The sequence below is a fragment of the Streptomyces cavernicola genome (genome assembly GCF_029968035.1).
Lineage (GTDB): Bacteria > Actinomycetota > Actinomycetes > Streptomycetales > Streptomycetaceae > Streptomyces > Streptomyces cavernicola.
In genome coordinates this window covers 47,292-71,137 of record NZ_JASCIQ010000044.1, presented here as the reverse complement: position 1 = coordinate 71,137, position 23,846 = coordinate 47,292, and the positions used below count along the sequence as shown (strand labels likewise).

The window sequence follows — 23,846 nt, the reverse complement described above, 5'->3', positions numbered from 1 at the left end:
CCCGCCGACCCCGCCAGCGTCGCAGACGCGCGGTCGCCTGCGTCGCCTCGCAGCACAAGCAGCCCGCGGCGCCGCGTACTCAGCGGGCAGCACTGGGTTCGCCGTACTGCTCGCGTGGTGGCAAACCCGACCGTGAAATGACTTGGTGGCGGGCTGGAGTGAGCATCATCGTGAGGTGGCTTGGTCTGGTCCGTAGACCCGTTCACTGGAGTCCTTTCCTTGAGAGGGCAGGCGGTGCCTCGGGCGTAAGGGGCTTCTCTACGCGCTGCATGGTCTCTGGTGCGGCACTGCTGTAACGCCGCCGTGAGGACGGCTCCCGCTGGGAATCAGGAGCGTGCGGATCTGGTGGGCGAAGTCGGGGCCGGGGGTGGGGAGCTCCCAGTCGGGTTCGCGTAGGTAGGCGACCGCGACGGCGTTGGGCATGTAGGCCATGAGCTCGGTTACCACCGCAGAGCGCGCCCACGGGGTGCCGGCGGTGAGGCGGCGCAGGACACGCAGGAGCCAGATGGGTTCGTCTTCGTGGACAGCAGCGGAATGCACCGACCTCGACTTGATCTCCTTGGACTGGGAGCGCCACCAGTGGGCGGTGTCGTCCTCACCGAGAGCGAGATGGTGGAGGTAGAGGCAGTAGGCGGCGGTTCCCTCGCCGGCGCCCGCGGCGTACTGCCACCAGAATCGGGCCCCATCGTCGGTGTCGGTCAGCTGCAGGAGGCAGGCCAGGATGACCGCGCTGCCGGGCTCAGGGAGTTCGTCGGTGATGAACTCCCTGACCACGGAGGCTGGCGTGTTCGTGACGAGGGCCTTGCAGAGCACACGGAGGTCTTGGGCCGCGGCAGGGTTGGCTCGCTCTCCGGCTGCCGCGGGCAATTCAAACGAGCGGGACCTGGCAGCGAGGTCCGAGGGAGGGACGATGTCCGGTGGGACGTCGTCTTCGTCGACGAGGAGCGCCCTGGACAAGAGTTCTTCGATGGGTGTCATGAGGTGGTTCCTCCGGTCTCGGGCGGGTGAGCCAGGCTCTCGAGGTTGCGCATTGCGTGGCGCTCGTCAGACTTGACGGCGGCCAGCGGTACGCCGAGCAGATCCGATACTCGCTCTGCAGAGAGGCCGCACAGGTAGCGCAGCACCATGACGTCGAGCTGGGCTTCGGGCAGTCTGCTGATGGCCCTGAACAGCGCGATGCTCTCGGATATCTGGTCCGCGCGGGTCTCGAGAGTGGTGTGCTCGTGCAGGGCGCGGGTCTTGAATGCGGCAGCCTCCATCCTCGGGTGGCCGGTCTGGTCGATGGATCTGGCCATGACGGTGGACCGCAGGATGCCCCACGCGTAGCGGCGGTGGTCAGCGCTGGAAACGACGTCGTCGAACGACAGCCAGAGGATGGCGAACGCGTCCTCCGTCGCCTCGCGGCAGGTGCTCTTGGAGAGGAACACCATGGCGTAGCGGCGGTAGTCGTTCTCCACCATCGAGCGGAGTGCGCCGTATGCGATGGGAGGTCCGGGCCGCGCAGTGAGCACGGCACTACGTTCGCTGGACCCTTCGATCCAGTCGTGGCTCTTGCCGGCGTCGAGTGCGGCCTGCCGCCAGAGCCGGTACAGGGGCCATTGCGGCAGGTCCAGTTCGACGGACAGGCGGTGCAGGACTTCCCAGCGTGGGTAGAGGCCCACGCCGCGCAGCAGTTCGGAGAGCTTCGACTTGGCCAGCAGAACTGTGTCGCTCAGGTCGCTGAGAGTGCGTCCGGTGTCGATGTACCGCTTGCGCACGGGCATCAGCCAGGCGTGGTGCAGGTTGCCGACGTCAGCCGAGACGGGGCCGAGCTTTCGGCCGGGTCGCGAGGGTTCGGGGGCCGGCACCCGGGAATGGGACATCGTCACGGGGTGCCACCGTCCTTGTCCGGGACCGTCGCCACGCGGTGGCCGGAGGCGGGTGTGATCCGCGAACGGTCGGTGCTGTCCGCGTGTTGCGCGGTCAGCGCCAGAACAGGGGCCAGCGATGCGATCGTCTCGACGTGTGCCGTCGAGGGTGTCATCGCGCTCCAGCCGAGCACGGTCATCGCCGCCAGTGCCAGCGCCGTTGCTGGCACTATCTTCCTGCTGCTCATCACGCTCCTTGATGTCGAAAGCCGCAGCCATCCGGACCACGTCAAAATGGGAGAATCCTCAACTAGCGGGTGCCGAACCGCCGTTGGGGAGCACTCAGGATGGACCGACCGAAGCGCTCAATGCCACGTGATCATGAAATCGCGGAACATTAGGTTTCACAGGGGTTCAGGTCGACGTCCGGAAATGACCACTCCTACCCGCGGATGAGTACATCGAGGAGGCAGCGTGGTGAAGTTCCCGGATTCTTCTTGCAATCGCCTCGGTGAGCGAGTCACATGGAGGCAGGACACCTTGGTGTCGCCTTCCATCCGGAAGAAGCCACGCCCCGTGCCGAAACAAGGGGCGCGTGCCCAAGCGTTCCCGCCCGGCTTGAGTTGGAGGCCGGGCGGGAACGCCCCGTCCCACAGGACGCACCGACCTTAGCGCCCTGACCACCATGTCCCAGGGCCGCGGAACCCAGTTCACACCCAGCGTGTGACCGCCGGGCACCGGCCGCTGTCTGGCGTAACCAGCCACGCCAAGCTAAGCGTCGTGGCTGACGATGCCCTCGTGGAGCGCCCCGTCCAAGTAGCCCTCGCCCGGTCCGTCACCAGGCTGCCCGTCGGCGAGGGCTGGTGGTACGAGCCCAAGTTCGACGGGCACCGGATCGTCCTGTTCCGCGACCCCGACGAGGTGGTGCTGCAGTCCCGAACGGGCAGGATTGTGACCAGCGCCTGGCCCGACCTCGCAGCCGCCGGCCTCGCCTTGGCGCCGGGGACCGTGCTCGACGGCGAGGCCGTCATCTGGAACGAGGGTGCCCTCGACTTCGCCGCCGTGCAGGCCCGCGCCGCCTCCGCCGTCGCCCGCGCGCGGCTCCTGTCCCTCCAACTCCCCGCAACGTACGCCGTCTGGGATCTGCTCGCGCACCCCGAACTCGGCGACGTCCGCCCGCGCCCGTACCTCGAGCGGCGCGCGCTACTCCTGGAAGTGCTCGCCGACGTCGGGCCCCCGCTGCAGGCAGTGCCGGCCACCAACGACCGCGATCTCGCGCTGCGTTGGTACGAGGTGCTGCAGGCGCAGAACATCGAGGGGGTCGTCGCCAAGCGCGCCGACGGCGCCTACCGGAGTGGCAGGTCATGGCACAAGATCAGGCACTCAGAGACGGTTGATGCCGAGGTCGTCGGCTACACCGGCAACGCCACCCACCCCCGCACGGCAGTCGTACGCCTGCCGGATGGCGGCCGCGCACAGTCCCAAGCGCTCACGGCACCGCTCAGCAGACGCCTCGCCCTGCACATCGCCGCCTCCGGTCCCGGCCGGCGCGCCAGGACCGACGACGGCGAGCGATACACCACCACCGGCGACGGCCTGGTCCTGGAAGTCCTGGCAGGTACCACCCGGCACGCCGTGGTGACGGTCGTACGCGCCCGCTGACGGACACTCCCCTGCCCGTGGCGGGACCCGCTCCACCAATCCGACAGGGTGGGTCACGAGAGGATTCCGTCCTCGCCGAGGTCGGCGGCTGCCATGTCCAGGAAGCTGCGATACGCCGCGCGCGCTTGCTTCTCCAGGGCGGCGAGTTCGGGCTTCTCCGGATCGGCCCCCTCCTCCGTCAGGAGTCGGACGTATCCGGGCGACGGCGGCGAGAGAGGACCATTGTCCAGGTCGGCCCCTTGGAGGTCCGCGATTGCGCGACCAGTCGCATGGCTGAGGAGAGCGCACCACTTGGCCACCTGCTCCGCCGCCTCTGCAACCGGGCTGGTGGCCTCCAGTTGCAGGAGAACCTGCTGGGTGTCGACTTCGTCCTGCCGGTACTTGAGCGCTTCCTTCCAGCGCTTGCCGGCGTTCTCGATCCACACCTCTCGCTGCTCCGGGAAGCGCTCAACCCTTCCCAGGGGCATCAGTGTGGTGGCGAGCTTGTCCAGATAGCGATCGACCGTTGTCGCGTAGCTGACATATGTGGTGCGTCGTGACTCACGTAGGGCACGGAGGGCGTCCGTCCTGACCTGGTGACGGGTCGCGCTGCGGCTGAGGAGCGCCGCAGTGGCACCTGCTGTCGCTGTGCCGAGGGCTCCGACGGTGGCACCGAGTACGGCGGCGAGTCCTGCGTCCATCGCGCAACTGTGGCGGGCACCGTCCGGGTAGCGCGAGACAGTGATCAGCCATCCGCATCCGGCCTTCCGTCTCGCACTCCAGCGCCAGCGCAGTCCGGACTGTGCAGGTGCCAGACCCAGGGGCTATCCGGCCCAGGAGACGGCGAGGACGTACAGGTGTGCGCCGGGTCGGTTGACGGTGTAGACGACGGTGAGGGGGCCGACTTCGGCGCGGCGTACGTCCTCGCCCTCCGGGTCGGTCGGGTCCCATTGGGGCCATCCCCAGGGCGAGCGCGAGGCGAGGTCGAGCGCGTCGCGGGTCATCTCCCCTACGTGCTCGGGGAGTTCGCTCAGGGTCTGGGCGGCGCGCGGGGAGAGGTGGGCCGGCCACTGCTCGCTCACCGGCGCGGGCCGAGGACGTCCTCGATGGCGATTCCGTCGGCGGTGTCCGCGCCGGATGCGCGCCACTCAGTGACGGCGGGCTCGGTGTCGAGGCGGGACGTCCACTCGCGTACGACCGTGTGCAGCGGGGTGAGCGCGTAGGACTGGCGAGCGGCCGTGAGGGCGCGGTCCCAGTCGGCTTCATACGCGGGCAACCACCGCTCGGCAAGGCGGTGCTCGGCGATGCGCACGCGGAGCTCGGCGGCGGCGCCAGCCGCCGGCGGTTCCGGCACTGCCGGGTGGATGGGCTGTGCGGTCATGAGACGTCCCCTCTCCTTCTCCATGCTCAGTGTGGGCCCTGCGGGGCATCGGGCACCTGGGCATGAGGCGAATGCGGTCTGCCTCTCTGGCCCACGGCGTAGCTGGCCGGCCTCGGCGACCGACGCGGCGCAGGGGGAGTCATAGCGCTGCACGCGATCGGATCAGGATCAGACTAGGCGCGTGAGCAGGGCTGTTGGGACCTGCGGTGACATCACGAGGGGATGCTGCGACTCACTGCACTGATCACCTTTTGGGCTTCAGCGCCGAATACGGCGGACTTGCGCATGGTGCGCCAGACCTTCAGGTAGGTGGCGACGGAGTCGGCGTTGTCGAGCCACAGTTCAGCGTGCTCGTCTTCCGTGATCACAAGGCGGGCGTCGAAGACCCAGAAGCCGTTGGCCGGCGGGAGGTCCAGCGGCGCCGCCAGTGGGACGACTCCGAGCTCGACGGTGTCCAGGCCGATCACGGCCATGAGCCGGTCGAGCTGGCCTTTGAGGACGGATGGCGGGCAGACCAAAGCGTGGAGGGCTGGCTGCCACACGAGGACGTGGAGCCGATTTCCGGGTGTGCGCAGCCAGGCCTGGCGTTCTAGTCGAGCGTGGACGGCTTCCTCGGTGTCGGGAGTAGTGCCGTGCTGTTTGGCGTACTTGAGGAAGACGTGGCGGGCGTAGTCGGCGGTCTGGAGCATGCCAGGGATCACGGACCCCTCCCATGCGTAGATGGAGGTGGACCTGGAGACCTCGGCGTTCCAGCTGTCCTGGGCCGGGCGGTGTCCGGCCGCCAGCTGTCGGCGCCACGACCGGATGTGGGACTCGAACCCTCGGAGGCGGGAGGCCAACTCCTGAAAAGCATGCGGCTGTTGGACTGCATCAGCCCATGCGCGTAGGTCTTCGATGGTGGCGGTCTGTTGGCCGTTTTCGAGTTTGTAGACCTTGGAGTGCGCCCAGCCGAGGCGCTGGGCGAGCTGGGTGCCGGTGAGTCGGCCTTCGGTTGTGGAGTAGCGCAGTTCGCGCATGCGCTCGCCGAGGGCTTCGCGGGCCTGCTGGAAGTCCGTGCTCACCGGCGTCCTGTCAGTGGGGGCTGCCGAGCTCGGCGGCGAACTCGTCGTAGGGGATGGAGGCGTGGACGGCGGCGTCGCGGGCCTGGCAGTAGTGCAGGACCCGGGCGGGCTCGGTGATGATCTCGACGTCGTGAAAAACGTCGTTGTCGCCGAAGCGGAGGACGGCGGCGAGGCGGCTGTCGAAGATCCAGAAGTCCTCGGCCGGCAGGTGAACTCGGTCCGCGTCCGCACGCCACAGGGTGCGGGCGTCCTCGCCGGTGGCGGCGTTGCATCGGGCATAGGAGAGAAGGAAGAGCTGGCCCTGGGTCGGTGGGTCGTCGACGATACGGACCCGGCCGACGTACTTCCCTTGTGCGGTCTGGTGACGGATGTTCGTGCACCAGGAGCTGTCGAGGTCCAGCGGTGCCGTGCCGGTGGTCAGGAACTCGTCGTAGTCCGGGTCGTTGCGGTCGTCGGCATAGCCGCGGCGGGTCTCGAGGTGCCAGGCGGAGTGCTCGAAGTGGAGGAAGAGCTGGGCGAACTCCTCCCGGTCGATGAGCTCCGGCACCCGGTTCATCTCCTTCGGGCCGTGGTGCACGAGGAGTTCGCGCGGGACGACCACGGCGGCATCTTCGCTGCCGAAGTGCTGCAGCTGCGCCAGGTCCTCAGGGTCGGTGAGCGGCGCGCCCTGGACGATGACCTCCCCCGAATCCAGGTCCTCGTGCAGTGCGGGGCATCCACCGTTCTTACTGTCCGTGCCGTTGAACCGGAGTCGTCGAGCCATGTCCGCCTCCCTCGTTGTGGTTCTGCTGCCACCAGCATCAGCGGCCGCTCGCCCTCGGTTCCACAGACTGCCGCCCCTCGTGTGAGAACACAGGAGAACAGCCAGCCACACTCTGAGAACATTCGAGAACATTGCAGGGCATGGGTCAACACCGTCTCCATAACGTCCAGTTCATGGCACTTTCCCTTCGACAGCAGGGACAGGACTGGCTTCTGTCCTGCACCGCGAACCCCTCCCAGACGCAGCAGCGGTGGGCACAGGACGAGCTCGCCCTGGTCACAAGCGGGCCCCGGTGGCGAGTGGCCGAGGCTCCGCTACTCGTCTCGGTCCACGCCATGCAACGGATCCCCTCCGACGGCCTCGGCCCCGTGCTCGCGGGCATCGAGGGGGAGCACGACCGCGCGTGGTGGTTACTCCCGCCCGACCTCGACGACGAGCTGGACGAGGTTCCACACCTCACCGTCCGACCGGCCGGCTGGCGACTCGCCTGCCCACCAGTCCTCGGCGCGGCCAACGGACGGGTGTGGCTGGAACGCCCCGACGGCACAGGACGCTTCACCGCCCCCACGGCACTCCGCGAAGCCCTTCACTCTGACCGCGGTGCCCAAGTCTCCTGGGAGGCGTTCGGATGAAGGCCATGACCCCACGGCCCTCATCACGGGGGGCTGCTGTCCTCCCCGGCGTCAAGGGACTCACCGACCATCAACTCCGCGGAACCGCATGCGTGTGGTGTGCCCGTCCGCTCGACAACGGCTCGGCTATTGACCTCGGCCCCCGGAGACTGCGAGCCCCAGGCGGCCTCGTGTGGTGGTTCCCGCGCGGCTGCCCCGCATGCGGCAAGACCGGAGGCACGGCGTGATCTGCGCACGATGCGACCAGCCCATCCGCCACGGCGAGGAGTACGAGGACTGTGCCAAGTTCAGCGCCTCAGGCGCCGGTGCCTCTATGCCCATCCACACGGGACGCTGCCCACAACCCCAGGCCCGTGGGTAGAGTCACGAGCGAGCGCCCGCAGCCAACTCCAATGGCTGCGGGCGCTCAACGTTCAGTCGGGTCTGTCAGTCGACGGTGTAGGCGGCGATGAAGCCCTCCGCCAGGAGGACCGCCTCACTCGCATACTGTGCACCCTCGTACTGCCAGGCCAACACGTCCTCCGGTACACGGGCACTGCCCGTGCGGGAGGCGTTGCGTGCCTGGCAAACGTCCCGGCCGGGCACGAACCGGAGGGCGACGACGGGGCGCCCATGGTGGTGGGCCCGCGCGACGAGGTCGGCGCGCACCCGCACCTCGACGTTTGTGGAGTCCAGGAACACCGGCTCCCCCGCGCCCATCGCCGCGTCGAGCAAGGTGTTCTGACGGGCGACCGCGAGCGGTGTGGCAGCCTGGTCGCCCGCGTCCCCGCTGATCTCCTGCCTGAGCTCATCCAGGCAGATCACGGTGTACCCGTGCGCGCGGGCGACAGCGGCCCCCGTCGACTTCCCGGATCCAGCCGCCCCGACCGCGACGACCACGACGCCCTGGGGCAGGCCGCGCAGTAGCTCGCTCACCTCACCGCCCCTGTGGCCTCCGTCGTTACCGCTGCCGGGGATCGAACGTGCGAGGGCCGACTCGGGGGTGATGTGCCCGGCCTGCTCGAAGAAGGCCAAGGGGTCGGGGGAGTTGCCGTCCGCGTCGACCGACATCAGCCATTCGTCGAAGAGGTCGTCGCCCAGGCGCGCCTGAAACTCGTCCATGATCCAGCCGCGCACGAGGGCGACTTCCTTCGTGACGCCCGCCCCTTCGGTGGCCCTCCACGCCATACACAGTGCCTCGTTGTTGAGGTCAGCGGCCATCCTTCGTACTCGGGTTGCCGCCTGCTCGCGTGCCTCGACATTCATGTGCTCTCCCCTCCTGGTGGCTTGCCACCAGAGTGCCAGGCTGCTTGCATGGTGGCAAGCCACCGGGCAGGATTGGCGAATGACCACCGAAGACGAACGCCGCAGACAACACCGCCACCGCCACAAGCAACGCGTCCTACGCGGAATCGACGACGAGCTGGTGACGGACTTCGACGCCGCCACGCACCGCGCGGGCAGCGACCGCAGCACCATCACCCGCCAGCTCTGGGAGTGGTACGTCCGCCGCGACGGCACCGAACTCCCCCAAAGGCCAGCCAGCCCGCCACCACCCGCCGCCGGCGGCGACCGTCAAGAACAAACCGAGAGGTAAGGACAAACAGGATGACCGACCGCACGGGGCAGCAGGACGTGCTGAGCGAGACAGCAAGTCGTGACGTCCTGGACCGGCTGATCCTGCCGACCTGGACCCGGCACGCGGTCTCCCAACGGCGACCCGTGGTCGTGTTCGTGCTCGGCCAGCCGGGGGCGGGCAAGACCCGGCTGGTCGGCATGCTGCAGCACGTCCTGGACCTCCGTGGCGGTGCCGTGCTGGTTGGCGTCGACCTCTACAAGGCCGTGCACGAGCGGTACGAGACCCACGTCGAGAACGACGTGCGCACTGCGGGCGTCAAGGTGCGTCCGGACACTCGGCGTTGGCAAGCCCTGGTGGAGGAGCATGTGAGGGAGTTCCGGTATGACGCACTCGTCGAAAGCGCGCTCCCCGATCTGCACGCGTTCCGCTCGGCGGCCGAGGCGTACCGGCGGGCGGGGTACCGGGTCGAGGTCGTGGCCCTGGCCGTGCCCGAGGCGGTCAGCCAACTCGGCGTGCTGCGCCGGTTCCTGGACGGTGCCGAGGCCGGCGGCGGGAGGTACGTGTCCTGGGAGAACCACGACAACTGCTCGAAGCAGGTGCCCCGCGGCCTGAAGGTCATCGAGGACGAGCACCTCGCCGACCGCGTGACGGTCGTACGACGCGACCTGCAGGTGCTCTACACCAACGAACTCACCGACGGCAGCTGGCAGCACCGGGCCCGCGCGGCCGGGGTGCTGCTGGGCGAGAGGTCCCGGCCCTGGGGCCCGGCCGAGACGGTGGCCTTCCGGGAGAATCTGGCTGACGCCGACCGGCGGGTGCATGCCGGGCTCGTGCCCGAGGACAAGAGCCTGGCCGTGAGGCGCGACGCCGAGCGCGTCGCGGCGCTCGCGGAGCCGGTCCGGCGCATTGCCCAGCCGCGGGCCGAGGCGCCGGGCGTCGACTACCACCGGCTCTCTCACGACGAGCACCGGTGGATCTTCGACGAGCTGATCGTGCCGTCGTTTCTCGGGCGGATCACGGCGCAGGAGCGGCCGGTTGTGGTGTTCGTGAAGGCGCAGCCCGGGGCGGGCAAGACCCTTGCGGCTCAGATGGTGCGCAGGACGTTGCGCGGGCGTCCGACGTGGATCACCGGTGGCTTCTTCAAGGCGAACCACCCGGACTATCTGCGGTCGTTGCGGGAGAATCCGCGGACCGCGGGTTCGAGGATCCGGGCGGACTACAGGGCTTGGCAGACCCAGGCCGAGGCGCACGTACGGGCGCGGCGCGGGGACGTGCTGATCGAGATGGCGCCCGGCAGCGTGGAGCAGTTCCTGGAGAGCGCGCGCCCGTTTCACGAGGCGGGGTACCGGGTGGAGCTGGTGGTCCTGGCGGTGCGTGGTGCGGACAGCCGGCAGGGGACGGCGGCCCGCTACGCGGCCGTCGCCGGGGACGAGCGGCTGCCGGCCCGGTTCACCACCGCCTCCGGCCATGACCGGAGTTTCGCCGTACTCCCCGAGGCCGTGCAGGCGGCGGAGGCGAGCGGCCTGGTGAGCTCGGTGGCGGTGGTATGCCGGGACGGCAGCGCCGTGTACCGCAACGAGCGCCGCGCCGACGGCGGTTGGGTCAGCGCCGTGGGCGCGGTGCCGGCGCTGCTGGCGGAGCAGCAGCGGCCCTACACCGAGCAGGAGGCGTCGCGGTTCCTGTCCGTCCACCGCCACCTGCTCGCGGCCCTGCCGCAGTACCGGGCCGAAGTGCGGCAGATTCTGTGGCTGGCCCGTCCGCTCATGCCCGCCGGCTTCCAGCCCGGGACACTGCCGGGGCCGGTGACCGTCGCGGCGCTGCCGATGCGCCGGTCGGAGGCGGGCTACTCGCCGCCGAGCTCCTTCAGGCGCGCCGCGTAGCGGGCCGCGATCTGCTCGGACTCCTCGCCGCCGTCGCCCTCCTGGAGGTCGCTACGGTCGGCGAGGGCCTGCCCGTACTCGGCCTTCAGCTGTTCCAGCCGGTCTGAGTCGCCGCTCGCGCGGGCTTCGCGCATCTGCTCCGACAGGTGGGCGATCACGCCCTCCACCTGCTGGAGTGCCTCGGCGGCAGTGGGGTCTGCGGATTCGTCGTACACGGGGAAACCGTCCTTGAAGTGGGGTGATTCGGACGGGCCATTGTCCCTGGGCGGCTCTTGGCAGCCGCGAGCGGCTGGAACTGCGCGGCTGGGGCGGGCCGTGGCAGGGGCGCGGGCCTAGGGTGGTGCCGAACATGATCACTTCGGGGGGTGGGGGCAGTGGCCGATCTGCGGGCGTTGTTCAGCGTGAACGACCGGGCGCTCACGTCGACGGAGGCGTTCACGAACCGCCAGGCGCAGTGGGAACGCGTCACGACCGCGCTCGACGAGCACCTGCGGCGTATCGCCGAACCCGGCTTCACGGTCGAGGACTTCGAGGCCGCGCGCGACAACGTCGTGGTGTTCTACGGGATCGGCGGCATCGGCAAGACGACCCTGTCGCGCAAGCTCGAAGCCGCGCTCACCGACCCCGCCCAGCGGCCGTCCCAGTGGGGTGAGCCGTCCTGGGGCGAGCAGCAGCTCGTGCCGGTGCGCATCGACCTGTCCCGCTCGTCCGGCCTCGACTTCGAGCAGGTCGTCCTGACCATCCGGCTCGCGCTCGCCGCCCACCTGAACCAGCCGCTCCCCGCCTTCGACCTGGCGCTGCGCCGCTACTGGGAGCGCAACCACCCCGCCGAGCCGCTGGAGGAGTACCTGCGCCGGGCCGGGCTCGGCGCCAAGTTCGGCCAGGCCCTGCCCCAGCAGATGCAGAACGCCCTGTCCGACGTCGCGCAGGCGCTGCTGATGCCCGGCACGGTCGGCTCGGTCATCGGGCAGGTCACCGGATCGCTGGTGACCGCGCTGCGGGAGCGGCGCCAGACCGTGCGAGCCCTGGCCGGGTGCGCCCTGCTTGCCGACCTGCTGGAGGCCGAACCCACCCTCGACGCCCTGTCGTACTACCCGCACCTGCTGGCCTGGGAGCTCACCCAACTGCCCGCCGAGCAGCAGGTCGTGCCGGTCATCCTCCTCGACACGTTCGAGGACACCGGCGACCGTACGCACCGGGACCTGGAGCGGCTGCTGCAGCGGATCGTGTGGCTGATGCCGAACGCCCTGTTCGTGATCACTGGGCGCAGCCGGCTGCAGTGGGCAGACGAGCGGCTGCAGGGCCAGCTCGACTACACCGGCCCGGCCGCCTGGCCTGGCCTCGTCGCCCGTGATGTGCCCCGGGCCCGCATTCCTGAGCAGCTGGGAGACGGGGAACGGCAGGTCCTCATCGGCGACTTCGCGCCGGAGGACTGCGACGACTACCTTGCCCGCCGGCTCACCAGCAACGGCCGGCCCCTGCTCAGCGACGCGGTGCGGCAGACCATCACCGTCCGCTCGCACGGACTGCCGCTCTACCTCGACCTGTCGGTGATGCGGTTCCTGGAGCTCCGTCGCAGCGGCCGCACCCCCGAACCTGGCGATTTCGACACCGACTTCCCCGCCCTGATTGCCCGCACCCTGCAGGACCTCACCCCCGACGAACGCCACGTCGTACGCGCCGCCGCCCTGCTCGACGCGTTCGACGTCGCCCTCGCCGCCCGCACCGCCGGCCTCGCCCAGGAAGCGGCCGCGCTGCGGCTCATCGAGCGGCCCTTCGTCCGCGAGCAGCCGTTCAGCATCTGGCCGTACTCCCTGCACGCCGTGATCCGCTCCACCATCCGCACCGCCGACGACCGCACCGACGACGCCTGGTCACCACGGGACTGGCAGCACGCCGCGGAGCGCGCCCACACCGCGCTCGGCGCCCAGTGGCGCGCGGGAGCCGCTCGCGACCGCAAGCTGCTCGTGGCGTGCCTGCGCCAAGGCCTCGCGCTCGCCGCCGAGTTCGACCTCGACCTCGGCTGGCTCCAGGACGCGACCTGGCAGTACATCGGCGACTCCGTATGGGAACCGCTCCCCCACACCCGCACCGCCGAAGCCCAGGGCGGCGGGCTGGGCAGTACGACCGACGCGCTCGTCGAGACGCTCAGCGCGCTCGCGCGGCGCCAGCACGAGCACCGTGGCCGGACCGTCGACCGGCTCACCACCGTCATCGACGCCGCCCTGCTACCCGCCGAGCTCCACGACCTCGCCCTGTACTACCGGGCGAAGGCGCTGCGCGACATCGGCCGCAGTACGGACTCACGCCACGGCTACCAGCAGGTCGTCGAAGGCGGCGGCCGCCTCGCCCAGAACGCCCGCCGCGGCCTCGCCCAGGCCGCCCGCCTCGCCGGCGACTTCCCCACCGCGTACGACGCCGCGCAGCACCTGGGTTGGGAAGGACGCCACCAACGCGTGCTCGGCGACGTCCTGTGGCTCCAGGGCCAGCCCGAACGCGCCGCCGACGCCTACCTCGCTGGCCGCACCGAAGCCGAGCAACACGCCAAGGCGGGCGAAGCCGCCCACTGCCAAGCCCTGCGCGCACTCGCCGTCGCCTTCACCAACCCCGAGCAGGCCGACGACGAACTCGACCTCGCCCAGCAACTCCTCGCCCCGCTCTCGCTGCGCGCCACCGGCATCAACGCCGCCATCGCCGCCCTCGTACGCGACGCCGGCGACCCCACGGTCGAGGACCGCGTCTGCACACTGCGCACCGAACTCGACGTCGCCGGCCTCACCTCGATGACGCCCACCCTCGAGCTCGCCCTTGCCTTCCACCAGGCCGTCCTCGACGACCAGCAGGCCCTGGCGACCACGATCGCCCGGCTCCGCGAGCTCACCCGGGACGGCGACTTCGCGTACTACGTTGACATCGCTCACTGCATGGCCAGCCTCCCCCTGCCCGATGGCCACACCGCCCCGCGCTGGCTCGACGGCGCCACCGCAACCTGCGCCCGCTGGCGTTCTGTAGTCAACGCGCGCCGGACACACCGCAGCTGAGTTCGTGACGGTCTTCGATGCCCGATTCCCTGCTCTTCTCAGCCGTTTGTCACGTCCCTGCCCTGCGTGATCTGGCCGGGAGACGGCGAGCTACCGCCAGGACCGCAGATCCTGCGTCAGCTCCTGGTACCAGGCAGCCCGGAGGGGCTCTTGATGCCCGTCCGGCATCGATCCAAGCGCCACCACCTGGTCTTTGACCTCGCACGTGACCCGGTACGCCAGTAGCCGGGTGCCCGCGTCCATCCACTCCTGTGTCCGAGACGCAGGCGGAACAGGTCCCAGGGCGGTTACGAACCACATCGGCAGCAGCGCCCGGTCGCGTACCGCGTCCGCCAGACGACCGCGCAACAACCAGTCCAGCTTCTTCTCCGCCTTCTCGGCCTTCTGCAGCAATGCCGCCTTCGACGCGAGCAGCGCGTCGTCCTGGTCCAGAGCGGCCTGTGCCTTCTCGGCGAATCCGGCCAGCTTCTCCGCTCGCTGTCCATGGCTGTCTGCTAGGCGCTGGGAGTTCTGAAAATTCCACTCGGCCTTCTTGTGTTCGCCGTCCGTGCGTGGCGTGCTCGCCAGTACTCGGGCAGCTTCCACGGCCGCGTCGCGGTGCTGATCCCGATACTCGACCGCCGAGGCGTGTGCCTGGATACGGCTCAAGTTGTCGTACCGCTCAGCGTCGTTGAGCAGCCCGGCGCGGGCCTGCCGGCCGCGTTCTGCGGCACGGGCAAGCTGCGGCCACTCTGCGTCGATCGTGTCGAAGTCCGCCACGGGCATACCGCCGGCGATGCTGGCGTGCGCCTCGATGGCCTGGATGCGTGCCGTCAACCGCTTCAGCGCCCGCTCGGTGTCCGCGATGTGGGCGCGCACGTCGTCGTCGAGGCTGCTGAGGTCATCCTCGGCACTGCTGACGTCGTCGCGGATGTCCCGCAGCTCATGGTCGAGATCCTCGACGTCACCGAACTTGTAGCGCAGGGAGCTCAGTTCACTCTCCAGGGAACCAGTCCGCTCGTCGAGGTCGCGGATCTCGTAGCTGTGGTCGTCGCTCACCGTTGGCCTCCCGGCACCGCGTTTTTCGGATCCTCGATCAGTGAGCTGCCCACGAGTAGCCAGCCGATGATGATCGCGATCAGGAACCACATCGACAGGAGCCCGAAGAAGAGCAGGGCGACCAGTACGGCGAGTACGTGCAGGCCCATCGCCGTATGGCGGAGGGCGCGGTGCCCCTCGGTGCGGACCTTCTGAAGGGATCCGACTACGGTGCCCACAAAGTGCGGGACGAGCAGGAGCGTCCACCACCAGGTGCGGTCCAGGACGAACACGAGCGCGACCAGAACGGCTGCTACGACCGCTTGCCCGCGCCAGGACCACAGCACGACCCGCTCGCTGGATGCGCGCGCAGGTTCGGCGAGCAACGCGGGCATCTCCTGCTCGAAGTCGAGCAGTTCACCAGTCACCTCGACCAGGCGCGCGTACTTCTCGTCGTACTCATCGTCGTCGGGGCCGCTCACGGCGACCTGGGTATGAAGGTCGCGGATCTGGCGCTGCAGCTCCGCGTGCCGCAGCTCGATGGACCCCTTGGCGCTCACTGGCTCCCCCGCCCGCGTGTGACTTCGAGGCGCCAGCCAGCTGGAAGCCGCCGTGCGCCGGAACTGATCGACCGTACAGACCGTGATCGACTCCACGCCGGACAACCAGAGATCCTGACCGGATCTCGCCCACGACGTATCGCTGCGCCTCACGCACAGGGTCGTGGACAGCCTCCACCGGTCGGCCTCCAGGCTTGCCAGACGGAGCGCACGCCCTCACCGGGGTTGGCGGCGGAACCATCGGCGCCAGCTCCTGCGTGGCTCGGCTCGATCTTGCGTCGGTGGCCGCGGCGTTGATGGGGGTGCCGAGGGTGGGGCGGTTGGCTTCGGCGGTACCAAGGGCTGGGGCGGGAGCGGCAGTTCGTTCGGCTCAGGTGCTGGCGGGGGCTGTTCGTCCGGGGTCGGCACGGGAGGTTCGGTGGTTGGAGACGGGCCGGAGGAGGGGCTGCTCCTCGAACCTGCGGTCCAGGCCTGCAGTGTGTCGGTCGCCAGGTCACGAGTGCGGGAGTCCGCGGACTCCTGCGGCGAGGCGTCTCCCAATGCAAGGGTGGGTGCCCCGACCGGACCGGTGCCATCGTTCTGCTGCTGGCCGGGCTCCGCCTTCTCCAGGGCAGGGGCGGCTTCGGCGGCCGCCTGTTCCGCGACGGTCGGTGTAACCACGTGGTCGGGCCGTGGTGCAGCACGGCGGATCGGGATCGGGACGTTCGGGCTGCTGTCGTCGGTGTCCCAACGCTCGTTCTGCCAGGGTTCGTTGGCCCACAGCTGCAGCTCGATCCAGCCGCGTTCGAAGGCCTCGGCCCGGGTCTGCAGGAGCTTCCAGTAGCCGTACCCGAGGAGCATGCCAGATTCCGTGTGGGCGCCGATCCAGTCCGGGTTTCTGCTGCGTACGGCGACGCGGACCCGGATCGACTTGGAGTCGATGATGATCGGGTAGGCGGCGGTGTAGGTCACGACGTACGTGGTGCGCCAATCTCTCTTGACCCCGTAGGCCTTGTTGACGGGGCCCCACACCGCGTACGGGATGGTCCGCGCGGAGCCGTCCAAGAGAGCACGAGCCAGGTCGTGGGCCTCGGTGCGTCCATAACAGAACTCGCCCCAGGCGATGCTGTGTTGCCCGCCGGGGGCCACGGCGCGAAACTTCTTGACGACCTCAGGGTCGTGGCGGAAGTCCTGTAGGAGTTGGACGATGCGGCGGGCCGAGGCGATCGCCGGACCGGCCTTGCGGCTCGTCGGCCGCGGCCCGGAACCTCCGCCTGCACGGCCCGGCCGAGCCGGGCCTGGTATCGGTGGTCTGTCTGAAGCGCCAGGGATCTCGATCGGCGGGCAGATCAGCCGCCACTGGCCGTCCTCCCTGACGACTGTGCCGTTAGAGCCGGAGGCCAAGTCCTCCCCACGGCGCTTCAGGTCGTACGCGCAGTCCGCCTTGTGCTTGCGCCCGGGAAAGAGGGCGTAGTGAGAGGACTTCGACTTTGGGTTGGCGGCGTTGCCCCGCCTGGCCGAGACCAGAACCCTGCAACGGCCGCAGTACAGCGGCTTGGTGTACGGAGGGTCCGGCTGCTCATCGATCGCCTCGGGGCCGTATGGATCGCCGAGCTCATCGACAATTTCCGGAATCCGTAGTCCCTGCTCTTCTTCCTCGGTCGCCACTGGGGCCCCCTCCCTCGTCGCTTACCTCGATCTTGCTTGGCGCGCACGACCCAGGAACGGCCGCCGTGCTGCCGTAGGTCAGGTGTCGACCGAGTAGGCCTTCTCGCCAACCATGAGCGGCGCGTCGGCGGGGCCCTTGATGTAGGGGCCGCGCCAGATCACCCGGTGTTCCTGTTTGCTGGGGTACCACTGGCGGACCTTGTGCATCCTGACGGGCCAGCGGTGGTGGTAGACGCGACCGACGGCGGCCTCGTCGGATTCGCCGCGCTGGGCGGGGACTTGGTGGGCCAGGCGGATGACGCGGACGGCGGGGGCGGCGGGCGCTCCCTTGCGCTGCTGGCCGGTGCTGCCGGGCTGGCGGTACCGGGCAGAGGTCGCGACCGTGACGCCCTGAGTGGTGAGGCGCCAGAACGCGAACATGTAGCGCGCCGCGAAGTCGTCGTAGGTGTCCTCGATCTGGCCGCCGGCCCACTCTCCGACCTCGGGCGGCGCGGTGGTGTGCTTCGAGACCTCGTTGAGCAGCTCGTTGACCCGGCGGTGCTCGCCGTTGATCGAGGCCAGCCGCTCGGTGCTCTCGGCAGCGGCATCGCCGCGCAGGCCGTAGATGCCGTCGGGCACGAAGGGCGGAAGGGGCGTGCGGTTGGCGCGGGCCTGGGCGAGGAGCATGCGCCATTCGGCGGGCTGCACCGGGCCGTCGCGGTCCATGTAGGTGGTGATCTGGACACCCGGGTACTGGGCGGTGGGCAGGACCTGGTTCTGGGTCACGAACTGCCAGCTGTAGGCGATCGTGTCCGAGGCCGTGCCGCCTCGGTTGATGAGGATGACGGGTTCGGGCAGGACAAGCAGTCCGGTGGGGCTGACGATGTCCCGATCCCGATCGAGGGTGACGACGTCAGCGGGCTCCAGGGTGGCTGCGGCCGCCATCACCGCGGCGTGAGCTGCCGGGGACAGGACGAAGACCTCCGCCATGCGCAGGCTCTGCTGGATCTGCTGGATCTGCCAGCGTGCGCCGGTCGTGGGGTCCCTCGGCCACGGAGGCGTGTAGCCCTGCTTGCCGAAGGTCATGGCGAACGTCAGGTCCTGCTGGTGGCCGGGCGGGACGTCGCTGTACTGCAGTGCGGTGCCCAACTCCATGAGTCGTTGATGCGCGTTCGTGGCCAGTCGCGCGGTCACGAACGGGTTGTCCTCCAGAAATCGCTGTGTGTCCGCCTTCGCCCGGTGTGCGGCCCGCGCTGCCCCGGCCGCAGTCCACTGGGCGGCGTTGTCGCGGTTCCGCTGCTTCTTTCCCCGACTGGCTTTCCCCACGGATCCCCCCCCTGGTCACGAACTTGGTCGCTTGTGCCGTACCCCTGCCCACCTGCGGTGACACGGCACCCTCAGGTCACCTTCTGGCTCGCAGTGCGGGCAGTCGCCTGGCCAGGCAGTGCGCGGGCACGTCGACGACATGCTCGCGCCTCCCGACCTCGCCTTCCCGTTACACGGGCTGCAGCTCTGGCAGTTCGACGCGGTCTCGGGCGTAGTCGGCGCGGACCTGGAAGACGCCGAACTCCACTTCCTCCGACCAGACCCGGATCAGCTGGTAGAACTCCGGTGGCCAGTCGGTCTCCAGCGACCAACGAACACCCACCAGGTACGCCTCGGCGAGGTTGCTGCCCAGCAGGTTCGCGCCGATAAGCGATGCCCCTCGAAGGTCAGCCGCGTACAGGTTGGCCCCTCGAAGGTCAGCCCTACGCAGGTTCGTGTGCGCCAGCCGGGCCTTGGCGAGGTTGGCCTTCACCAAGCTCGCGCCCGTCAGGTTCGCCCCGGTGAGCCCGGCCGAGTAGACGTTCGCGTGGGCGAGCACGGCCTGGGTCAGGTCGGCACCGCCCAAGTACGCCCAACTGAGGTCGGCGTGGGCCAAGTTGGTTCCGACCAAGCGGTAGCTGGTGAGCCTGGCACCGTGCAGATCGGCTCCGCGCAGATCGGCGCCGCTGATATCGGTCCGCTCTTCCTCCCACACCATGAGGTCTGAATCGTCCTGGACATCAGCCACGTCGTACACGACTTGGAGGCCGTCCCCGTCGTACACGACTTGGAGGTCGACCTCGTCGTACACACCTTGGAGGCCGGCCTCCAGGTCGAGTCCTTCGCCCACGGCGGCCAGGACGGCCTCGTCCGCCGAGGCGAGCAGGGCGTCGAGGGCGGCGTCGCTGTCGAAGTGGTTCATCGTCCGCCTCCGTCGTTCGGGCCCAGCAGGATGGTCTTGAGGCGTGCGCGGCCGCGGCTGAGGTTCTGGCGGACGGCCTCGGTGCTCAGCCCGAGGACGGCCGCGATCTCGGTGGCGGCGAACCCGTCCAGGTACCAGGCCAGAACCCTGCGCTGCTGCGGCGGAAGGCCCGCGAGGGCCGCATACACGCGGGTCTCCTCTTCCTTGAGCTCCACATGGTGTAGGGGGCACATCCCACCGGGCAGCTCAGGAACGTCCTGGACAGGGTCCTCTCGGTCAGTACGGCGGCGCAGATGGCTACGCCAGGCCACCTGCCGCAGCCACGCAGCCGGGTGCTCGATGGTGTCCCACTTCACGAACGCCTCGGTGAAGGCGGCCTGCGCCGCCTCGGCCGCCTCGTGGCCGCTCGCTCCCTGCCGCATCAGGTGCCGAATCAGCTTGGGCATGTGCTGCTCGTAGAACTGGGCGAACTCCCGCTGTGGGGCGTCGCGGCGCGACGACGCGGATGCCGCGGACTGCGGAACGCTCCGGTCGTGCTTGCCGAACAGCACCTGTCCCACACCGACGTTGCCGAGGCGGAACTCGGCGCGAGAGGACGTGATGTCGTGGTCAGGCATGGCCTTCCCCGCCCGTCGCACCGATCTCGATGCGCAGCTCCTCGCCTGGGCGGAGCTCAGTGACCACGCTTCCTGGGGGCAGTGCGCGGATCCGCTCGCTGGTGCCTTGCTGGCGTAATTGCACCAGCTGTACCTGAGCCCGGCTGCTGATCCACCGGTAGAGCAGCCGTACGGTCAACAGGACCGCGAGCCCGGCTACTCCGAGAACTGTCTCCGGCAAGTCGTCCCCCTGGCATCGGTTGCCGCGGCGCGGGCTGCGCCGTGGTCATTAGGGAGTGCAGCGAGTGCGCCTGAACGTGACATCACGGCGGATGTGATGCGCGTCTCGTCACGCTGGACATCACCGCCGCCCACCTCAGGCGAGGAGTTCGGAGGCGGTGAAGATCGACCAGTCCCAGTTTCCGTTGTCGTCGCGGTCAGCGAGGAGGATCAGGTCGTCGACGCTGTCACGGGGTGACGAGGTAGGACATGTGGAAGTCCTCCGGGAGGGGCTTGCTGCCTTCGACGTCACGGTGGACCAGCAGGAACGCGTCGTTCGACTCGACGCGCGAGGCGAGTATCCGCACGTCGTTAACGCTGAGTTGGGTGATCGTGTCGGTGCGAACCAGGATGAGAGTGTCCGGCCTGCGCGGGTTGACGGCCTGCACCCAGACGTTCGCCATGAAGCTCTCCGTGTGGTTGAGGGTCACGCGGTGCGCCGCATGATGGAGTCGTAGACGCGTTCCGTGTCCGGCTCGGTGCCGACGTTGAGGCTGCGGTTGACGGCGAGGAGCGTGTCGTACGCGGTGCGTACGGCGTCGCGGTTGCCCGCCTGGTCCTCGATGCGCATCCAGTCCTGGTAGAGGAGTTCGGAGCTGTCGTCGATGTCGAGGCCGGCGCGTACGGCGCGGCGTGCGGCGTCGAGGTTGGGGCGTGGGGCGGTGCGGTGCCAGGTCGCGAGGGTGTGGGCGACGTCGGTGATGCGGACGAGCATCTCCTGGATGCGGGCTGCGGCCCAGGTCGGCTGGTCGCCGTCGAAGGGGCGGCCGGTGACCAGGTCGAGGGCGGTGGTGAGGTCGGCGATTCCTGCCGTCTCGCCCTTGGCGAGCCCGCGGGTGGCGAGGGTCTCGAACTCGGTCCAGTCGCAGCGGACTTGATCGGAGAGCCGGTAGCCGCCGGTGCGGGCGCGGGGCAGGTAGACGTTGCCGTCGTTGTCGCTGCCGAGTCGGTTGCGGAGTTCGGAGATGCGGGTCTGCAGGGTGCGCTTGGCCCAGGGCTCTATGGGGTCCATGGCGTCGCAGATCGTGTCGCCGGTGATGCCGGGCTTGAAGTAGATCAGGGCGGCGAGCGCGGCGAGTTTGGGGCCGTGGCCGGAGGCTTCGACACCCGTGACTTCGACCGGGCCCAGCACGCGGATCAGGGGCCCGCCGCCGGTGAACTCCGCTTCCTGGGCGGGGAGTTCGGTCTCGTCTGCCGCTGCTTGGCCGAGCAGAGCGGGAGGGGCAGCCGCTGTCTCCTCGGACGTAGCGGGCTCCGTGTGGTCGTCTTCGGGGGCTTCGTCGGTGGGCGGAAGCGGGTTGAGGACGTGCACGGTGCCGCCGGCGGGCGCGGTGTCGGTGAGCGCGGCGAAGGGCGTCTCGGGTTCGTCGACGGAGTCGGCGGTGGGGTCGGGGACCGTGGCGAGCAGGGGGATGCTGCTGGGGCCGTTGTCCGTGTCGGTCTTGGTGAGGCTGACGGGCGGGACGTGTCGCCAGGCGCCTTCTGCGGGGCGGGCGGGTTCGTCCGCGGTGTGCAGGACGCGGAGGAAGGCCCGGTAGTCCTCCTCGGGGAGGGTCTGCAGGACGAGGTCGGTGCCGAGGTGGTCCAGGTGCTGGGGGGCGTCGGTGCCGGCCTGGAGGCGTACGGCGTCGGGGAACTCGGCTGCGGCGTGCCGGGCCGGGAGCACGAGGGCGACGGGCATGTCGTGGGCGGCGGCGAGCGAGGCGGCCAGGGGCTGTACTTCGTCGGCCCGGATGGCGTCGGCGGAGCAGATCAGCATCCACGGCAGGGGGTCCGCGGGCGCGTCGCCCTGGTGGTGTTCGAGGAGGAGTTCGCCGAGGTCGCTCTGTGCAGCGCGTAGTGAGGGGACGGCGCGCAGGCGACCTTGGGGCAGCAGGGCGGGCAGTTCGGTGCCGAGGCCGACGGTGAGGATGTCCGCGTGGTCGCTCCAGGCGCTGGTGCCGGCGGCGAGGGCGATGACGCGGGCGGTGTCGCGTACGTCCTGGTCGTCGCCGTCCAGGAGGAGGACGCGGGTGTGGGTGAGGTTGAGGAGCAGGTGGCTGCCGTCGGTCTCGGTGCCGAGCGGAACGAGGCCGGGGTACGGGGCGGCAACGGTGTGTGGGCTGTCGATGAGCTGGTGGGCGGGGTCGAGGGCCCAGAGGTGTTCGCCGGCGCGGGTGAAGGGCGGGAGCGGCTCGGCGTCGTCGTCGAGGAGGAGCTCGATGCTGGTGGCGGTGACCCGGGCGCCGCGGAGCTCGGGCAGGGCGCGGTCGTGTGCGGCTGCGTGGTGGGCCAGGGTGCGCAGGGCGTGGTCGAGGAGGTCGACGCTGGCGGGCTCGGCGGCGTAGTCGAGGCCCTGCTCGACGGGACCGGGGGTATCGGGCATGGCGATCGTCTCGCCGGGGTTGCGGCGGCGGCGCTGGAGCAGGCGCTTCACCGCGATCGTTCCGGCCAGGGTTCCGGCGAGGAGCATGCCGAGTCCGGCGATGTGGCGCGCGTCCACGACCGACTCGTCCGTGGAGGAAGCGCCGGGTTCCTGTGCGGGGCGCGCCGTTTCGGCGGTTTCCGACTCGGCCGGCTTCGTAGACGGGGCGGCCGACGGGGGCGCCGATTCGTGTCCGGAGGCGGACGGTGACGGCGCAGTGTCCCGTTCCGCGGAAGGCTTCTCAGTCTCCTTCGGCGGTGTCTTCGCGGCTCCCTCGTCTGCCCCGTGCTGCCGGTCGTCGGCGGAGTCGCCCGGGGTGTCGGGCTCAGCAGGCCGGTTGTCGTTGGAAGGACGGTCGCGGTCAGGGGACTTGGGTGCGTCCGGCTTGGTGTCCTCGGCCGGGGCGGAGGCGTGCGGGATGGTGAGCTTGAGGCCAGGACGGATGTCGGCGGGGTTGGTCAGCCGGGTGCCGCCCGGCTGCTCGGCTCCCTCGTTCGCCTCGAAGATCTCGACGTACTTGGTGCCGTCGCCCTTCTCCTCTTCGGCGATCTCCCACATCGTGTCGCCGGGCTTCACCACGTGCTCGGTGTCGTGCCGCTGGTCGTCGGTGACGGTGGTGGTGTGGCCTCCGGTCGGGCGCGGGCCGCTGTCACCGGCGGCGCGGGCCGCGGTGTCGGCGGCCGGCGCCTGGGTGGGGCGGGCGTCGGCGGGCAGCTTCACCGTGGTGCCGACGGGCAGGGTGGCCCCGGTCGGCAACTCGGGGTTGAGCTGGCGGATTTCGACGGCGCGCTGTCCGTCGCCGAGCGCGGTCTCGGCGATGTCCCACACCGTCTCCCCCGCCTCCGAGACTACGTGGACGGCGCCTGCGCGCTCAGTGGTCGGTGCGGACTGCTCGGTGACGGCCTGCTGAGTGGTGAGCTGCTGCGGTACGTGCGTGGCGGTCGCCGCGACCGCGGGCGAGGAGGCCGCCATCGCAGTGCTGGCGGGCAGGACGAGCAGACCGCCGAGCAGGAAGGCCGCCAGGCGCTGGGGCGCGGCGAAGCCCCGTACGCGCTGGCGTGGGCGGCGGCGCAGCATGGTGCCGGCTTCGATCACGGTGGATGCGGCGACCCAGCCCCAGAACGCCCAGGCAGCGAGGGTGAGGACCTTGAACAGGGAGCTGCCGTCGTCGTACTGCAGGACGTCGCTGATCTCGCTTGGGCCCGGGACGTGGCCGGGGAGGGTGCCGGCGGCGAGGAGGAGGACCGGTACGCCGACCAGGAGGAGCGCGAGGGCGGTGAGGCTGGCTGCGGCCCGCAGGAGCCGCACGGCGAGCGGGGGTTGGGGGCGCATG

24 protein-coding genes are annotated in these 23,846 nt (G+C 69.9%); 5 read left to right on the top strand and 19 right to left on the bottom strand.

The features are described 5' to 3' along the window. Positions 1–258: 258 nt before the first annotated feature. From QIS96_RS31740 to QIS96_RS31730, 3 genes are read right to left on the bottom strand one after another with little or no spacing between them, the layout of a single operon-like run. Positions 259–978 carry a hypothetical protein gene (locus QIS96_RS31740; RefSeq protein WP_282546288.1) on the bottom strand — a complete coding sequence of 240 codons (720 nt, stop codon included), beginning with the start codon at positions 976–978 and terminating at the stop codon, positions 259–261. Next, entirely contained in the window at positions 975–1,862 is an 888-nt protein-coding gene (locus tag QIS96_RS31735) for an RNA polymerase sigma factor (RefSeq protein ID WP_282546290.1), read from the bottom strand. The genes QIS96_RS31740 and QIS96_RS31735 overlap by 4 nt, the downstream gene beginning before the upstream one ends. A 2-nt stretch (positions 1,863–1,864) precedes the next feature. Continuing rightward, complete coding sequence (locus QIS96_RS31730) at positions 1,865–2,095, bottom strand: hypothetical protein (RefSeq protein ID WP_282546287.1); 231 nt, start codon at positions 2,093–2,095, stop codon at positions 1,865–1,867. Between the two features lie 532 nt (positions 2,096–2,627). On the opposite strand from QIS96_RS31730, the gene QIS96_RS31725 reads away from it, so the two are divergent. Next, positions 2,628–3,509 carry an ATP-dependent DNA ligase gene (locus tag QIS96_RS31725; RefSeq protein ID WP_282546286.1) on the top strand — a complete coding sequence of 294 codons (882 nt, stop codon included), beginning with the start codon at positions 2,628–2,630 and terminating at the stop codon, positions 3,507–3,509. A 53-nt stretch (positions 3,510–3,562) separates the two neighbouring features. Here the strand turns inward: QIS96_RS31725 and QIS96_RS31720 are convergent, their stop codons facing one another. The 5 genes from QIS96_RS31720 to QIS96_RS31700 form a co-directional block, all read right to left on the bottom strand. Next, a complete protein-coding gene (locus QIS96_RS31720; RefSeq protein ID WP_282546285.1) occupies positions 3,563–4,189 on the bottom strand; it encodes a hypothetical protein in 627 nt (208 codons plus the stop codon). 123 nt (positions 4,190–4,312) lie between these two features. Continuing rightward, positions 4,313–4,570 carry a hypothetical protein gene (locus QIS96_RS31715; RefSeq protein WP_282546284.1) on the bottom strand — a complete coding sequence of 86 codons (258 nt, stop codon included), beginning with the start codon at positions 4,568–4,570 and terminating at the stop codon, positions 4,313–4,315. Then, positions 4,567–4,869 carry a DUF6247 family protein gene (locus QIS96_RS31710; RefSeq protein ID WP_282546283.1) on the bottom strand — a complete coding sequence of 101 codons (303 nt, stop codon included), beginning with the start codon at positions 4,867–4,869 and terminating at the stop codon, positions 4,567–4,569. The genes QIS96_RS31715 and QIS96_RS31710 overlap by 4 nt, the downstream gene beginning before the upstream one ends. A 212-nt stretch (positions 4,870–5,081) precedes the next feature. Beyond that, complete coding sequence (locus QIS96_RS31705) at positions 5,082–5,930, bottom strand: helix-turn-helix domain-containing protein (protein ID WP_282546282.1); 849 nt, start codon at positions 5,928–5,930, stop codon at positions 5,082–5,084. 10 nt (positions 5,931–5,940) lie between these two features. Then, positions 5,941–6,693 carry a DUF6879 family protein gene (locus tag QIS96_RS31700; protein WP_282546281.1) on the bottom strand — a complete coding sequence of 251 codons (753 nt, stop codon included), beginning with the start codon at positions 6,691–6,693 and terminating at the stop codon, positions 5,941–5,943. A 173-nt stretch (positions 6,694–6,866) separates the two neighbouring features. On the opposite strand from QIS96_RS31700, the gene QIS96_RS31695 reads away from it, so the two are divergent. Further along, a complete protein-coding gene (locus QIS96_RS31695) occupies positions 6,867–7,325 on the top strand; it encodes a hypothetical protein (RefSeq protein WP_282546280.1) in 459 nt (152 codons plus the stop codon). Between the two features lie 426 nt (positions 7,326–7,751). On the opposite strand, the gene QIS96_RS31690 is transcribed toward QIS96_RS31695, so the two are convergent. Further along, the gene (locus QIS96_RS31690; protein WP_282546279.1) at positions 7,752–8,570 is read right to left on the bottom strand and encodes an ATP-binding protein; all 819 of its coding nucleotides are present in this window, start codon (positions 8,568–8,570) and stop codon (positions 7,752–7,754) included. 79 nt (positions 8,571–8,649) lie between these two features. Here QIS96_RS31690 and QIS96_RS31685 point away from each other — a divergent pair, with 79 nt between their 5' ends. Continuing rightward, complete coding sequence (locus tag QIS96_RS31685) at positions 8,650–8,901, top strand: hypothetical protein (protein ID WP_282546278.1); 252 nt, start codon at positions 8,650–8,652, stop codon at positions 8,899–8,901. Positions 8,902–8,912: 11 nt separating this feature from the next. Beyond that, on the top strand, positions 8,913–10,763 hold the full coding sequence (locus QIS96_RS31680) for a zeta toxin family protein (RefSeq protein ID WP_282546277.1): 1,851 nt from the start codon (positions 8,913–8,915) through the stop codon (positions 10,761–10,763). Here QIS96_RS31680 and QIS96_RS31675 read toward each other — a convergent pair. Beyond that, entirely contained in the window at positions 10,727–10,978 is a 252-nt protein-coding gene (locus tag QIS96_RS31675) for a hypothetical protein (protein WP_282546276.1), read from the bottom strand. The genes QIS96_RS31680 and QIS96_RS31675 overlap by 37 nt on opposite strands. A 159-nt stretch (positions 10,979–11,137) precedes the next feature. Here QIS96_RS31675 and QIS96_RS31670 point away from each other — a divergent pair, with 159 nt between their 5' ends. Then, positions 11,138–13,804 (top strand): ATP/GTP-binding protein, encoded by a 2,667-nt coding sequence (locus QIS96_RS31670; RefSeq protein ID WP_282546275.1) that lies wholly within the window; start codon positions 11,138–11,140, stop codon positions 13,802–13,804. A 90-nt stretch (positions 13,805–13,894) separates the two neighbouring features. On the opposite strand, the gene QIS96_RS31665 is transcribed toward QIS96_RS31670, so the two are convergent. The 9 genes from QIS96_RS31665 to QIS96_RS31625 form a co-directional block, all read right to left on the bottom strand. After that, entirely contained in the window at positions 13,895–14,842 is a 948-nt protein-coding gene (locus QIS96_RS31665) for a hypothetical protein (RefSeq protein ID WP_282546274.1), read from the bottom strand. Further along, positions 14,839–15,381 carry a hypothetical protein gene (locus QIS96_RS31660; protein ID WP_282546273.1) on the bottom strand — a complete coding sequence of 181 codons (543 nt, stop codon included), beginning with the start codon at positions 15,379–15,381 and terminating at the stop codon, positions 14,839–14,841. Before QIS96_RS31660 ends, QIS96_RS31665 begins: the two co-directional genes overlap by 4 nt. Before the next feature lie 216 nt (positions 15,382–15,597). Beyond that, a complete protein-coding gene (locus tag QIS96_RS31655) occupies positions 15,598–17,028 on the bottom strand; it encodes a hypothetical protein (protein ID WP_282546272.1) in 1,431 nt (476 codons plus the stop codon). A gap of 78 nt (positions 17,029–17,106) precedes the next feature. Continuing rightward, entirely contained in the window at positions 17,107–18,201 is a 1,095-nt protein-coding gene (locus QIS96_RS31650) for a hypothetical protein (protein WP_282546271.1), read from the bottom strand. A 301-nt stretch (positions 18,202–18,502) separates the two neighbouring features. Then, positions 18,503–19,234: a pentapeptide repeat-containing protein gene (locus tag QIS96_RS31645; protein WP_282546270.1), complete on the bottom strand. Its 732-nt coding sequence runs from the start codon at positions 19,232–19,234 to the stop codon at positions 18,503–18,505. Beyond that, positions 19,231–19,851, bottom strand: a complete 621-nt coding sequence (locus tag QIS96_RS31640; protein WP_282546269.1) for an RNA polymerase sigma factor — start codon at positions 19,849–19,851, stop codon at positions 19,231–19,233. The genes QIS96_RS31645 and QIS96_RS31640 overlap by 4 nt, the downstream gene beginning before the upstream one ends. Further along, entirely contained in the window at positions 19,844–20,071 is a 228-nt protein-coding gene (locus QIS96_RS31635) for a hypothetical protein (protein ID WP_282546268.1), read from the bottom strand. Before QIS96_RS31635 ends, QIS96_RS31640 begins: the two co-directional genes overlap by 8 nt. 226 nt (positions 20,072–20,297) lie before the next feature. Further along, entirely contained in the window at positions 20,298–20,540 is a 243-nt protein-coding gene (locus tag QIS96_RS31630; protein WP_282546267.1) for a hypothetical protein, read from the bottom strand. Beyond that, positions 20,537–23,845, bottom strand: a complete 3,309-nt coding sequence (locus QIS96_RS31625; RefSeq protein WP_282546266.1) for a LysM peptidoglycan-binding domain-containing protein — start codon at positions 23,843–23,845, stop codon at positions 20,537–20,539. Before QIS96_RS31625 ends, QIS96_RS31630 begins: the two co-directional genes overlap by 4 nt. Position 23,846: the final 1 nt, after the last annotated feature.

Excerpts from the sequence above, each read along its gene's own strand:
- QIS96_RS31740 (WP_282546288.1), bottom strand. The coding sequence starts at position 978 with ATGACACCCATCGAAGAACTCTTGTCCAGGGCGCTCCTCGTCGACGAA.
- QIS96_RS31735 (WP_282546290.1), bottom strand. The coding sequence starts at position 1,862 with ATGTCCCATTCCCGGGTGCCGGCCCCCGAACCCTCGCGACCCGGCCGA.
- QIS96_RS31730 (WP_282546287.1), bottom strand. The coding sequence starts at position 2,095 with ATGAGCAGCAGGAAGATAGTGCCAGCAACGGCGCTGGCACTGGCGGCG.
- QIS96_RS31720 (WP_282546285.1), bottom strand. The coding sequence starts at position 4,189 with ATGGACGCAGGACTCGCCGCCGTACTCGGTGCCACCGTCGGAGCCCTC.
- QIS96_RS31710 (WP_282546283.1), bottom strand. The coding sequence starts at position 4,869 with ATGACCGCACAGCCCATCCACCCGGCAGTGCCGGAACCGCCGGCGGCT.
- QIS96_RS31700 (WP_282546281.1), bottom strand. The coding sequence starts at position 6,693 with ATGGCTCGACGACTCCGGTTCAACGGCACGGACAGTAAGAACGGTGGA.
- QIS96_RS31695 (WP_282546280.1), top strand. The coding sequence starts at position 6,867 with ATGGCACTTTCCCTTCGACAGCAGGGACAGGACTGGCTTCTGTCCTGC.
- QIS96_RS31690 (WP_282546279.1), bottom strand. The coding sequence starts at position 8,570 with ATGAATGTCGAGGCACGCGAGCAGGCGGCAACCCGAGTACGAAGGATG.
- QIS96_RS31685 (WP_282546278.1), top strand. The coding sequence starts at position 8,650 with ATGACCACCGAAGACGAACGCCGCAGACAACACCGCCACCGCCACAAG.
- QIS96_RS31680 (WP_282546277.1), top strand. The coding sequence starts at position 8,913 with ATGACCGACCGCACGGGGCAGCAGGACGTGCTGAGCGAGACAGCAAGT.
- QIS96_RS31645 (WP_282546270.1), bottom strand. The coding sequence starts at position 19,234 with ATGAACCACTTCGACAGCGACGCCGCCCTCGACGCCCTGCTCGCCTCG.
- QIS96_RS31640 (WP_282546269.1), bottom strand. The coding sequence starts at position 19,851 with ATGCCTGACCACGACATCACGTCCTCTCGCGCCGAGTTCCGCCTCGGC.
- QIS96_RS31625 (WP_282546266.1), bottom strand. The coding sequence starts at position 23,845 with ATGCGCCCCCAACCCCCGCTCGCCGTGCGGCTCCTGCGGGCCGCAGCC.